Below are 13,401 nucleotides of genomic sequence, written 5' to 3'. Positions count from 1 at the left end.
GTCCACTTAACCTGTGTTCATCAGCCATTTAAATAAAATCATATATTGTTAAATTTTTAAAATCAGATTGCTCTAAACTCCCGACCGTAACACCTATTAATCGAATCGGAATCTCTGGATCTTTTAAGTCGTTATATAAAGTATATGCAATATTATAAATATCAGTTTCAGTACGAATAGGATCTCTCAAACTTTTTTGTTTTGAGATTGTTTCATATTGATAAGTCTTTATCTTTACAGTGACTGTTTTACCTGATTTTTGAATTTTATTTAAACGCTCTGCTGTTTTTCCTGAAAGCTCTCTTATTTTTCTTAAAATAACATCATCATCATTAACATCTGTAGAAAATGTCCTTTCAGTCCCAACAGATTTACGAACTCTACTCGCCTTTACTTCATTATGGTCTATACCTCGAGCTTTATTATACAAACCTCGTCCTCTTTTACCGAACAAGCGTATTAATTCAAATTCATCTTTATTATATAAATCTTGACCTGTATATATATGATGTTGATGCATTTTTTTCTTCGACGCTTTGCCTACCCCTGGGAAATCTCCAATATCTAATTGCATTAATATTTCATGTACATTATTGTAATCAATAACTGTCAAACCATTTGGCTTGTTCATACCACTCGCTAACTTAGCTAAAAACTTATTATAAGACACGCCAGCTGACGCAGTTAAACGTGTTACTTCGTATATATCTCTGCGAATATAATTTGCAATAGTTGATGCTGATAAATCCGGTCTCACTAAATGTGTAATATCTAAATAAGCTTCATCTAAAGACATAGGTTCTACTAATTCTGTATAACTTCTGAATATTTCCATGATTTGACCAGATACCTCTCTATAAGCATCAAAACGGCTTGTTACATAATAGCCATTGGGGCACAGTTTATGTGCTTGAGTCATAGGCATAGCAGAGTGAACACCATAAGCTCTTGCTTCGTATGATGCCGTAGAAACAACGCCTCGATGACTCGCTTTACCACCAACGATGACAGGTTTTCCTTTTAATTTAGGATTATCTCTCATTTCAACTTGAGCAAAAAAATAATCCATATCTATATGAATAATTCTTCTTTCAGTCATCGACTCACCTCACTATGTCTTCCAAAAAATAGCTTTATACTATTATACGCCATCAGTTTTATCTTTACATGTATTGTGCACATGATAATACTTGTATTATTTATTTACTTAATGTAATAGCAAAAAATAGGACTACAATTTTAGAATAAATTCATAGTCCTATCCTTTCCTACATAAGTGGTTATGTGAATGTAGTTGCATATTTTAATGAGATATTTGTTTATTACGATGGAAACGAGTTGAAAAATAAGAAATGAAATTTTTAAATCAATTATCAACTTTAATATATGCGCTTTTCAGTATAATTAGTGATTATTCATAATAGGTTTGAGTGGGCTTTTGTTGATAAAGATACAAACCTTCTCCATAAGTTTGTATATATTTGAATTTGCTTTGTAATGCCAATGCTACTAAAAACACATCTATCATGCAATAACTTGTATGTATACTAAACATAAAGATTAAAGATGAGAAGGAATATATTTGAATAAGTGCTAGTAAGGTCGCACTTATGATAACAAGTGGTGCTATCATGATAATTGTAAATTGCCATCGATGAAAACAAGTCTGAGAGAACTGTACAATAATTTTGTTTTTATCATATTTTAAAGATGGTTTTTCACCTTTAGAAAATATAATGAACAAAATACGATGGATAAACTCGTGCAAAATAACTAACACTGCGAAACCTACAAAGCCCAAAATAAGATTAATGACAAGATTTTGTTCAATGATATGTGTTGTTTGATAAGCCCATTTATAAGTAAATAGTATTGTAAATAGCGCCAATACAATTTGTAACAGAACAAATCGTTGGATTTGAAATTTATTGCCTGATAAATCTATTTTATGCACATTCACCCCTCCAGTTCTCTATTTTCAAAAATAGTATACAATTTTTATTATAGCTAAAAAAGACCTTTTTCAATAAAGTAAGTTGCCTGTAATACAATCTTAACAATCACTTCAAAATAATAATGAATTGACTTCTATTAAATTCACTCTTCGTCTTTACGTACAAATAAAGCTACAGTCTCAATATGTGTTGTTTGTGGAAACATATCAACTGGTGTAATTTCTACTAACTCGTATTGTTCAGCCAATATTTGCGCATCTCTTTGTTGTGTTGAAGGGTTACATGATATATAAACAATTCTTTTCGGATTTAATTTTAAAAGAGTAGTTAAGAAAGTTTCATCGCATCCTTTTCTAGGTGGATCTACCATGACTACGTCAGGTTTAATCCCTTGTGATTTCCATGTTAAGATAACATCTTCTGCTTTTCCACATTCGAAAGTCGTATTTTTTAGTTGGTTTTTAGTCGCATTGTCTTCCGCATCTTTTATGGCTTGCGGAACAACTTCTACTCCATAAACATGTTTGGCTAGTGGTGCCATATATAGCCCAATCGTTCCTATACCACAATACGTATCCAATACTATTTCTTTTCCTGTTAATTGAGCATAATTCAGAGCTTGCTGATAAAGTTTTTCAGTTTGTGATGAGTTAATTTGATAAAATGATAAATCAGAAATATGATAAATTACTTCACTTAATTGGTCTTCAATTTTGTCTTTACCATATAAAGTCATTGATTGACGCCCCATAATAACATTAGAATGGCTATTGTTTATATTCTGTTTAATACTTGTTATATTTGGAAATTCTTTTTTCAGCTTGTTTACTAACAGTTCTGATTGTTTAAATGTTGCTCCATTTGTAACAAAGATAACCATCATTTCATCGGTATGATAACCAGTCCTTACTACTAAATGACGTATTAAACCTGTTTTCGCTTTTTCGTTATATATAGATATATTTAATTCATTGAGCCAGTACTTCACTCGATTCATTACTTCTTGATGTTGTTTATCTTGTATAAGACAACTATCCATATCTATAATGTCATGGCTACGTTGTCTATAGAATCCCATTATAACTTGATTGGAGTTACCTTGACCTACAGGGATTTGAGATTTATTACGGTAACGCCAAGGATTATCCATGCCAATAGTTTCCTTTATGATGGTATTCTCAAAAGGGCCTTTTCTGTGAAAAAGATTAACTACTTGTTCTCTTTTCATATCCAATTGTGCTCTATATGTCATATGTTGTAATTGACAACCACCACACTTTGCATAATAAATACAAGGCGGTGTCACTCTATCATCACTTTCACTTATGACCTCTATCAATTTTCCTATAGCAAAATTCTTTTTCACTTTAATTAATTTAAATTTAATTTCTTCATCAATTAAAGCATTAGGAATAAAAATTGGATATCGATCAACTTTAACAACTCCGTGTCCCTCATGAGTTAAATCAATAACCTTTCCCGTTTTAACTTCGTTTTTCTTAAATGTTTCCAATTTTTTCCCTCCCACATACAAAAAGGTTAGGAATATAATATGTGGCATTCCTAACCTTAAATTTGATGTCGTAACTATTCATAATAATTTCATTGCTTATCTGGCGTAATATCAGGTATTGTACTATTTTCTAATAGTTCTTCGTTAAATACATCTTTAGGTGTGAAAATTTCTATGTGCTGTTCTAAATTAAGGAAATTTGCAGGTAATTTCCCACCGTATTCACCATCAACATTAAGTTGCATATCAGTAAATGATGAAATATTAATAGACTTCGCTTTAGCATAAATGACTTTAGGATGCTTTGTGTGCTCACCTCGAGACGCTAATGTCATAATATGGCCCAATTCAGCAAGATTTGCTTTTTCTACAATAATTAACGTGAAATAACCGTCGTCAAGCTTCGCATCTGGAACTAATTTTTCAAAGCCAGCCATTGAATTCGTTAAACCTAGAAGGAATAGTAAAGCTTCTCCTTGGAAGATATTATCATCATATTCGATACGTACATCTACCGCTTTCATTTGAGGTAACATTTCAAATCCTTTAATGTAATACGCGAACGGTCCTACAATTGATTTCAACTTACTTGGTGTTTCGTAAGATACTTGTGTTAGTTTTCCCCCTGCAGCTAGGTTAATGAAATAACGATTATTCATCTTTCCAATATCTACCTTGGTTGTATGACCATCAATAATTACATCAATCGCTCCCATTATATCGTTTGGTAAATGAAGCGCTCTTCCAAAGTCATTAACGGTTCCCATTGGTATTACACCTAATTTAGGACGATTGGGTTGCTCGGCGATTCCATTGACCACCTCATTTAACGTACCGTCACCTCCAGCTGCAATGAGTAAATCATATTCATTTTCTAGTGCTCTTTCAGCTTCAAAAGTAGCATCACCAATTTTTTCAGTTGCATATGCACTCGTTTCATAACCTGCTTTCTCAAGTTTAATCAGTGCATCTGGTAATACACGTTTAAAAAGTTCTTTTCCTGATGTTGGATTATATATAATTCTTGCACGTTTTCTCATAGTTAATCCCTCAAATTCATATACTCATTACTTATATTATATGATTTATACATCAGTTAAAAGTATTTATTTCCGATTTCTCTATACTATTCGGTACTACAAAGGTAAAATATATGTAATTTTAAACATTAAGAAACTTAATACCTATACTTTTCAAAAGTAATAAAAGCTTCTAACAAAGTTCATATCCTTTGTTAGAAGCTTAAAGTATTATAATTTTCGAATTAACGGTTATCTAATTCTTGTTTTAATAGGCTATTAACTTTTTGTGGGTTAGCTTGACCTTTAGAAGCTTTCATAATTTGACCCACTAAGAATCCCATAGCTTTACCTTTACCATTTTTATAATCTTCTATTGATTGTGGATTATTATCTAAAGCATCAGTTACAAATTTAAGTAATGTTGCTTCATCAGAAATTTGTACTAAACCTTTATCTTCCATAATTTGTTTAGCATCTCCACCATTTTCAGCTAGTTCTGGAAAAACTTTTTTAGCGATTTTACTACTCATTGTTCCGTCTTCTATTAATTTTATCATACCAGCTAAATTTTCAGGAGTTAGTTGCGTATCTTTTAATTCAACTTGATTTTTATTAAGATACTCGTTAACACCACCCATTAACCAGTTGGAAGTAAGTTTAACATCTGCACCATGGTCAATTGCGCCTTCAAAGAAATCAGACATTTCTTTAGTTAATGTTAATACATGCGCATCATATTCTGGAAGTCCAAGATCATTTACGTATTTAGCTTTACGTTCATCTGGTAATTCTGGAATTGTTTGTCTCACACGTGCTTTCCAATCTTCATCTACATACAATGGTACAATATCTGGTTCAGGGAAATATCTGTAATCATCTGAACCTTCTTTCACACGCATTAAAATTGTTTTACCAGTAGATTCATCAAATCGACGTGTTTCTTGACCAATCTCTCCACCATTTAATAATTCTTCTTCTTGACGTTTTTCTTCATATTCTAAACCTTTTTTAACGTAGTTAAATGAGTTAAGGTTTTTCAATTCAGTTTTTGTACCAAATTCTTTTTGACCATATGGACGAAGTGAAATATTAGCATCACAACGTAGGGAGCCCTCTTCCATTTTACAATCAGATACACCCGTATATTGAATGATTGAACGTAGTTTTTCAAGGTAAGCATATGCTTCTTTAGGTGAACGAATATCGGGTTCAGATACAATTTCAATTAATGGTGTACCTTGACGGTTTAAGTCTACTAAAGAATATCCATCTTTATGTGTTGATTTACCTGCATCTTCTTCCATATGAAGACGTGTAATACCGATACGTTTTGTTTCTCCATCAACTTCAATATCAATATAGCCGTTTTCTCCAATAGGTTGATCAAACTGAGAAATTTGATATGCTTTTGGATTATCTGGATAGAAATAGTTTTTACGATCGAATTTAGAATTTGTAGCAATATCCATATTTAATGCCATTGAAGCTCTCATTGCCCAATCTACTGCACGTCTATTAACTACTGGTAACACACCTGGATAAGCTAAGTCGATAACATTTGTATTTGAATTTGGTTCAGCTCCAAAATGTGCTGGTGATGGAGAGAACATTTTTGAGTCCGTTTTTAACTCAACATGAACTTCAAGTCCGATTACTGTTTCAAAATGCATGATTTCCACTCCTTATAAATTTTCGTATGCGTCATGTAAGTTGTATTGTGTTTCAAATTGATAAGCGACACGATATAACGTTTTTTCATCAAAAGGTTTACCAATTAATTGCAAACCAATTGGGCGTCCGTTTGATTGTCCACAAGGAACTGAAATACCAGGTAAACCAGCAAGGTTAACTGGTGTAGTTAATAAGTCATTCGCATACATAGTTAAAGGATCATCAATTTCTTCGCCAATATTAAATGCTGTTGTAGGTGCTGTAGGTCCAACCACAACATCATAAGATTCAAATACTTTGTCAAAATCATTTTTAATTAACGTTCTAACTTTTTGAGATTTTTTATAGTATGCATCGTAATAACCTGAGCTTAAAGCAAAAGTACCTAAGAAGATACGTCTTTTGACTTCTTCACCAAATCCTTCCGATCTGGACATTTTATATAATTCTTCTAACGATTGTGCTTCTTTAGAATGATATCCATATCTAATACCATCAAATCGAGCTAAGTTTGCTGAAGCCTCTGATGACGCAATAACATAATATGATGGAATACCATATTTTGTATTTGGTAATGAGACTTCGTCAACTTCAGCACCAAGTGATTTTAACGTTTCAACCGCTTCTTTTACAGAAGTCTTCACTTCTTCACTTACACCCTCACCTAAATATTCTTTAGGTAATGCAATTTTAAGATCTTTAATATCTTTACCAATATCAGAAGTAAAATCTACATCATCAACAGGTGCGCTTGTAGAATCATTCGCATCAACACCGGAAATTGCCTCAAGTACTAATGCGTTATCTTTAACATTACGCGTGATTGGTCCAATTTGATCTAAAGAAGAAGCAAATGCAACTAAACCAAAACGTGATACACGGCCATAAGTCGGTTTCATACCAACTACGCCACAATAAGATGCAGGTTGTCTAATAGAACCACCAGTGTCTGACCCTAAACTAAAAGGAACTAAACCTGCTGCAACTGCTGCTGCAGAACCACCTGAAGATCCACCTGGTACTGCTGTGTGATCGAAAGGATTTAATGTTTTCTTAAAATATGAAGTCTCTGTAGAGCCACCCATTGCAAACTCATCCATGTTTAATTTACCAATTAATACCGCGTTTTCATCATGTAGTTTGTTCATTACAGTGGATTCATAAATAGGTACAAATCCTTCTAACATTTTACTTGCACACGTAGTTTCTACATCTTTTGTGATGATATTATCTTTGATTCCCATTGGAATTCCAAATAGTTTACCATCCATTTGATCTTTAGCTTGTAATTCATCTAATTCTTCGGCTTTTTTTATTGCATTTTCTTTATCTAAAGCTAAGAATGACTTGATTGTTGGATCAGTTTCTTCAATAGCTGCGTATATATCTTTTACTACATCAGAAGGTTTAATTTCTTTATTTTTGATTAATTCAGTTAATTTTTCGATAGATTCAAAACGAATACTCATCTTAAGCGTCCTCCCCATTCATGATGGATGGCACTTTAAATTGACCATCTTCTGTTTCTTTCGCATTTTTCAATGCTAATTCTTGAGGAATGCCCTCGATTGCTTTATCGTCACGTAATACGTTTTGTAAATCTAATACGTGATAAGTTGGCTCAATACCTTCTGTATCGGCACTATCATTTTGTTTCGCAAAATCTAAAATACTTTCTAAAGTATTAGCCATTTCTTCTGTTTCTTCAGAAGAAATTTGAAGTCTAGCTAAATTAGCAATATGTTCAACTTCTTCACGTGTAACTTTAGTCATTAAATAAAAGCCTCCTTAATACTAATTCATCACCAAATTGTATCAAATTTCGAACCAAAAATCTAAATATTTATGAATAAGTTACTCAAAATAAACACTTGATATTTAAGGTGTTTAATAAACTTTTACATATGAATACCGCTAATTGTCATCTCTATGTCTTAAAATGATAGATGAATTAAATTTTAATTCTAATAATAATTTTGTACATATTTATGCAATAGATATTGATTAATCATAAGACGCATTTAGGGTTAAACACCTTTTATCAAAGACTTTTAATACTACCATTAAAAGTTTTACTTTTCTGAACATTTAGTTACATTGTATAATATTACATGTATCTTATATCATTATTTAATAAAGGGAGTGTTAATTATGTTTACATTAGGTACAGCTCTCAGTAATCAAATTGATGCAAATTGGCAGACTTACGTTATGATTATTGTCTATTTCTTAATCCTTCTAATTATCGGCTTCTATGGTTATCGACAAGCTACTGGAAACTTAAGTGAATTTATGTTGGGAGGGCGTAGTATCGGACCATATATCACAGCATTATCAGCTGGTGCCTCTGATATGTCTGGATGGATGATTATGGGACTTCCAGGTTCAGTTTACAGTACAGGTTTATCCGCCATTTGGATAACAATTGGATTAACCTTAGGTGCATACATTAATTATTTTGTTGTTGCTCCAAGACTACGTGTATTTACTGAGGTTGCGGGAGATGCTATTACACTCCCAGACTTTTTTAAAAATAGACTAGATGATAAGAAGAATATTATTAAAATTATTTCAGGATTGATTATTGTCGTTTTTTTCACTCTATATACGCATTCAGGTTTCGTTTCTGGCGGAAAACTCTTTGAAAGTGCATTTGGATTAAACTATCACGTAGGACTTTTGATAGTGGCTATTATAGTTATTTTTTACACTTTCTTTGGTGGTTATTTAGCTGTATCAATTACTGATTTTTTTCAAGGTGTGATTATGCTTATTGCTATGGTAATGGTACCTATCGTTGCAATGCTTAAACTCAACGGTTGGGATACATTTCATGATGTTGCTCAAATGAAACCTACAAACTTAGATTTATTTAGAGGAACCACTATTTTAGGCATTGTTTCATTATTTTCATGGGGACTCGGATATTTTGGTCAACCACATATTATAGTAAGATTTATGTCTATCAAATCACATAAATTACTACCAAAAGCCAGACGTCTGGGAATAAGTTGGATGGCGGTCGGTCTATTAGGAGCGATAGGTGTGGGATTAACAGGAATTTCATTTATATCTGAAAAGCATATTAAATTAAAAGATCCTGAAACACTATTTATTGTGATGAGTCAAATTTTATTTCATCCGCTTGTAGGTGGATTTTTATTAGCAGCCATCCTTGCTGCAATAATGAGTACTATCTCTTCACAATTACTAGTAACATCAAGTTCTTTAACTGAAGATTTCTATAAACTAATCAGAGGTTCAGATAAAGCATCATCACACCAAAAAGAGTTTGTTTTGATTGGACGATTATCAGTTTTACTTGTTGCGATAGTTGCTATTACGATTGCTTGGCATCCAAACGATACAATATTAAATTTAGTTGGTAATGCTTGGGCTGGCTTTGGAGCTGCTTTTAGTCCTTTAGTACTCTACTCTTTGTATTGGAAAGATTTAACACGTACAGGAGCTATTAGCGGAATGGTAGCTGGTGCTGTAGTTGTTATTGTTTGGATTTCTTGGATTAAACCTTTGGCTACAATCAATGCATTCTTTGGTATGTATGAAATTATACCAGGTTTCATAGTTAGCGTATTGATTACGTACATCGTAAGTAAATTAACAAAAAAACCTGATGATGTTGTTATTGAAAATCTTAATAAAGTTAAACACATCGTTAAAGAATAAATGTACAATTATCAGACTATATCAACATTATAAAATTGATTAATTAAATAACAATTACAAGTATAATTTAAATACTTTTCTAATATACAGTGTCAATTTCTTTCATTCACTTAAGAAAATAGCTATGAAGAAATCTATCAATATAAATTTCTTCATAGCTAATTTTTTTATTTAAATTTATTGACGACTCGAAAAATGAGTCAAAATTATCAATAATATCAAATTGCAAATACATTCCTTTGGTGTTAGATTGACCAGTAAACTTAATTTGAATTCTATCCTATTCTTTTCTATACAATGAAATGGGTGTCATACTTCATAGGTAACTAATTATGATAAATATGAACTTGTGGTTCTTTATCGTCTTTAGTTTTACTAATGAGAGCACGTGGAGTATTTCCATCTTTGATTCTAATTTCATACTCATCTAGTTTATCAAAATACTTTTCGGCTTGTTCTGTAACATATTGTGTAATACCTATCGTTTCTGCCTGTCCGTAATAATCTATAGGCAAATCAACTGTAAGTTGTTTAGCTTTTTTATTTACGAATTTAACCTTACCAACTGCTTGTGTGAAGTTTGAAAAATACGATTGCAAATTATCATTAAACTGTTTAAAGTTATTATTCAGCGTTTCATCATAATCAGCTGCAGTTGACGAAGGAATTAAGGCTGCTTTTTCATTAATATTATCCCATGAGTTAATTTTAGTTTTACCCTCTTCAACTGTAGTACCAACTATAAATTCACCTGGTGTAATGGAATCTTGACTAGATTGTTTATAGATAGCAAAATGAATAGGAATATCTTTTAAATCACTATTCTCACGTAAACGAGAGAGCATTTCACTAGCCATCTGTTTACCTTGCTTTTCAATCTCTTTATCAGATAAATCTTTACTATATGTTTCGCCATCTTTCTCTTTTTTGTAATAATAAACACTATTCATAGCTAAACCAATTGACATGCCTTTTATATTTTTACCTTTAGAATCACTGTTTCCATAAAAATCCTGCTCGAGTATATTTGAAAGATAGGCTGGAGAATTTTCAGCTATTTTCTCTTCATCTGTTTCACCATTGTGAGATGGATTGAGTCCAAGATTCTCATTAGCATTTTTGCTTTGCTTTTCTTTTTCGCTCATCTTGTCAATTTCTTTTTTTGTATATTTCGGATCTAAGTATGCATTAATCGTTTTTTTATCTAAATATTGTCCATCTTGATATAAATACTTATTTGTTGGAAAGATTTCTTTACTTAATTCTAGTAAACCACTTTCAAAATCTTCTCCATTATAACCATTTGCCATATTATCTTGTAATAATCCACGAGCCTGACTTTCTTTAAAGGGCAATATAGTTCTATAGTTATCACCTTGAACTTTTTTATCAGTCGCTATTTGTTTCACTTGATTTTTATTATGGTTATCCTTATGTTCACTTTGTTCTTTATCTGATGAAGTTTGTTTATGTCCATCTCCGCAAGCCGTTAATAATAACAGTATCGACATGAGTAAAAATATTGTTCGCTTCATTCACGTACTCCTCTAATTATTAGATTCCATTTTGTTTTTCTATAAATGCTGCTTCAGTCCAAATTTCAGTACCGTACTTCTCAGCTTTGGCTAATTTAGACCCTGCATCTGCTCCAGCTATGACAATATCAGTACTTTTAGTCACGCTATTTGTAACTTTAGCACCTTGCATTTTCAACCATTCAGATGCTTCATTTCTTGTCATTTGCTCGAGTTTGCCTGTTAATACAATTGTTTTCCCACTAAAATCAGGATGACCATCAATTTCAGTTGTTTTAATTCCTTTATAAGACATATTAACATTTTTATTACTTAATTTTTCAATTAATGAACGAATATCACTATTTTCGAGATATGTTACAACAGATTGTGCAAGTTTATCTCCAATATCTTGAATTTCAATTAATTCACTTTCTGTTACTTTAAAAAGTTGATCCATCGTTTCATATCGCTCAGCAAGTACTTGACTAGCTTTTACACCTAAATGTCTAATACCTAGTCCAAATAATAAATGTTCTAATGACCGTTCTTTAGATTTTTCTATTGCTAATAAAAGATTATCAACTTTCTTCTTTCCCATTCTCTCTAATGGTAATAAATCTTCTTCTTTTAAATAGAAAATATCTGCGACATCTTTGATTAGCTGATTTTCGTATAGCTGATGAATAATTTTGGTACCTAAGCCATCTATATTCATCGCTTGTCTTGAAACGAAATGTATAAGTCCTTCAATAAGCTGTGCCTGACATTTTGGATTAATACAACGTAAAGCAACTTCTCCTTCAATACGAACTAATTCATGTCCACAACTAGGACAATGTGTTGGCATATGATAAATTTCCGATTCGTTAGGTCGTCTATCTAAAATACTTTTTACAACTTCAGGGATGATGTCCCCGGCTTTTTTAATAACAACACTATCTCCGATACGTATATCTCTTTCATGTATTAAATCTTCATTATGAAGAGAGGCTCTTGAAACTGTAGTACCAGCTACTTTTACAGGTTCTAGAATTGCAGTTGGTGTCACAACACCCGTACGTCCAATACTTAGTTCGATATCCAATAATTTTGTAATAACTTCTTCAGCTGGAAATTTATAAGCAATCGCCCATCTTGGAGATTTTTGCGTATAACCCATTTCCTCTTGTTGAGATAAATCGTTAACTTTTATAACAATACCATCAATATCGTATGATAAAGATTCTCTTTTGCTTGTCCATTTCTCTATATAATTAAGTACGCCCTCAATATCTGATACTCGTTCACGTTCTTGGTTAGTTTTAAAACCTAGTTGGTCCAATTCCTCTAGCGCTTCACTTTGTGTTGTTGCATTAAACTCGGTTAGGTCATTCACACTATATAAGAAGACACTTAATTTTCTTTTCGCAGCTAGTTTAGAGTCAAGTTGTCTTAAAGAACCAGCAGCAGCGTTTCGTGGGTTTGCAAAAGGTTGTTCACCATTTTGTTCTTTTTCATTATTCAAATGAATGAATGAACGACGTGGCATATAAGCTTCCCCACGGACCTCAAAATTGAGAGGTTCTTTAATTTTTAGTGGTATAGCATGTATAGTTCTTAGATTTTCAGTTATATCCTCACCTGTCGTACCATCACCACGTGTAAGTCCTTGGACAAAACGGCCATTTTCATATTTGAGTGAAACAGCCAAACCATCTATTTTAAGTTCACACATGTATTCGACCTGACCAATACTATCACGAATACGTTGATCAAATTTTCTTAAATCTTCTTCATTAAACGCATTACCTAAACTTAACATCGGCGTGTCGTGATTTACTTTTTCAAAAGAAGACTGGGCTTCGCCACCCACACGCACTGTTGGAGAATCTGTCGATTTGAATTCTGGATATTTTTCTTCAATTTCAATCAGCTCATGTAATAACTTATCATACTCGCTGTCAGGCACTGAGGGATTATCTTGTACATAATATTCATAGCTATATTGATTCAACAAATCATGTAATTTTTCCACACGCTTTTTAACATCTTGCATC

General features: G+C 32.3%; 10 protein-coding genes. 1 reads left to right on the top strand and 9 read right to left on the bottom strand.

Translation table 11 applies throughout. The annotated features are described in order from the left end of the window. Window positions 1-28: 28 nt before the first annotated feature. From dinB to gatC, 7 genes are all read right to left on the bottom strand, one after another. Window positions 29-1,099, bottom strand: a complete 1,071-nt coding sequence (gene dinB / locus HMPREF3241_RS11705; protein ID WP_002447451.1) for a DNA polymerase IV — start codon at window positions 1,097-1,099, stop codon at window positions 29-31. Between the two features lie 312 nt (window positions 1,100-1,411). Beyond that, on the bottom strand, window positions 1,412-1,954 hold the full coding sequence (locus HMPREF3241_RS11700) for a DUF3267 domain-containing protein (RefSeq protein WP_002495658.1): 543 nt from the start codon (window positions 1,952-1,954) through the stop codon (window positions 1,412-1,414). 143 nt (window positions 1,955-2,097) lie between these two features. Further along, window positions 2,098-3,468, bottom strand: coding sequence for a 23S rRNA (uracil(1939)-C(5))-methyltransferase RlmD (gene rlmD / locus HMPREF3241_RS11695; RefSeq protein WP_002475853.1), 1,371 nt, complete (start codon window positions 3,466-3,468; stop codon window positions 2,098-2,100). 89 nt (window positions 3,469-3,557) lie between these two features. Then, a complete protein-coding gene (locus HMPREF3241_RS11690; RefSeq protein ID WP_002447454.1) occupies window positions 3,558-4,508 on the bottom strand; it encodes a diacylglycerol kinase in 951 nt (316 codons plus the stop codon). Between the two features lie 224 nt (window positions 4,509-4,732). Beyond that, complete coding sequence (gene gatB / locus HMPREF3241_RS11685; RefSeq protein WP_002447455.1) at window positions 4,733-6,160, bottom strand: Asp-tRNA(Asn)/Glu-tRNA(Gln) amidotransferase subunit GatB; 1,428 nt, start codon at window positions 6,158-6,160, stop codon at window positions 4,733-4,735. 12 nt (window positions 6,161-6,172) lie between these two features. Continuing rightward, the gene (gene gatA, locus HMPREF3241_RS11680) at window positions 6,173-7,630 is read right to left on the bottom strand and encodes an Asp-tRNA(Asn)/Glu-tRNA(Gln) amidotransferase subunit GatA (protein ID WP_002447456.1); all 1,458 of its coding nucleotides are present in this window, start codon (window positions 7,628-7,630) and stop codon (window positions 6,173-6,175) included. Between the two features lies 1 nt (window position 7,631). Further along, window positions 7,632-7,934 (bottom strand): Asp-tRNA(Asn)/Glu-tRNA(Gln) amidotransferase subunit GatC, encoded by a 303-nt coding sequence (gene gatC / locus HMPREF3241_RS11675; protein ID WP_001830435.1) that lies wholly within the window; start codon window positions 7,932-7,934, stop codon window positions 7,632-7,634. 378 nt (window positions 7,935-8,312) lie between these two features. On the opposite strand from gatC, the gene putP reads away from it, so the two are divergent. Further along, window positions 8,313-9,848, top strand: a complete 1,536-nt coding sequence (gene putP / locus HMPREF3241_RS11670; protein ID WP_002447458.1) for a sodium/proline symporter PutP — start codon at window positions 8,313-8,315, stop codon at window positions 9,846-9,848. A gap of 326 nt (window positions 9,849-10,174) precedes the next feature. On the opposite strand, the gene HMPREF3241_RS11665 is transcribed toward putP, so the two are convergent. Both HMPREF3241_RS11665 and ligA read right to left on the bottom strand, forming a co-directional pair. Further along, window positions 10,175-11,383 (bottom strand): CamS family sex pheromone protein, encoded by a 1,209-nt coding sequence (locus HMPREF3241_RS11665; protein ID WP_002447460.1) that lies wholly within the window; start codon window positions 11,381-11,383, stop codon window positions 10,175-10,177. A 19-nt stretch (window positions 11,384-11,402) separates the two neighbouring features. After that, on the bottom strand, window positions 11,403-13,400 hold the full coding sequence (ligA, locus tag HMPREF3241_RS11660; RefSeq protein WP_002447461.1) for an NAD-dependent DNA ligase LigA: 1,998 nt from the start codon (window positions 13,398-13,400) through the stop codon (window positions 11,403-11,405). Window position 13,401 lies beyond the last annotated feature (1 nt).

Source organism: Staphylococcus sp. HMSC34G04, assembly GCF_001838765.1.
Classification (GTDB): Bacteria; Bacillota; Bacilli; order Staphylococcales; family Staphylococcaceae; genus Staphylococcus; species Staphylococcus epidermidis.
This window is presented reverse-complemented; position numbering and strand designations above follow the sequence as displayed.

What these genes read in the sequence shown, in the direction of transcription:
- dinB (WP_002447451.1), bottom strand. Translation starts at nt 1,099, where the DNA reads ATGACTGAAAGAAGAATTATTCATATAGATATGGATTATTTTTTTGCT.
- HMPREF3241_RS11690 (WP_002447454.1), bottom strand. Translation starts at nt 4,508, where the DNA reads ATGAGAAAACGTGCAAGAATTATATATAATCCAACATCAGGAAAAGAA.
- gatB (WP_002447455.1), bottom strand. Translation starts at nt 6,160, where the DNA reads ATGCATTTTGAAACAGTAATCGGACTTGAAGTTCATGTTGAGTTAAAA.
- gatA (WP_002447456.1), bottom strand. Translation starts at nt 7,630, where the DNA reads ATGAGTATTCGTTTTGAATCTATCGAAAAATTAACTGAATTAATCAAA.
- gatC (WP_001830435.1), bottom strand. Translation starts at nt 7,934, where the DNA reads ATGACTAAAGTTACACGTGAAGAAGTTGAACATATTGCTAATTTAGCT.
- putP (WP_002447458.1), top strand. Translation starts at nt 8,313, where the DNA reads ATGTTTACATTAGGTACAGCTCTCAGTAATCAAATTGATGCAAATTGG.
- HMPREF3241_RS11665 (WP_002447460.1), bottom strand. Translation starts at nt 11,383, where the DNA reads ATGAAGCGAACAATATTTTTACTCATGTCGATACTGTTATTATTAACG.
- ligA (WP_002447461.1), bottom strand. Translation starts at nt 13,400, where the DNA reads ATGCAAGATGTTAAAAAGCGTGTGGAAAAATTACATGATTTGTTGAAT.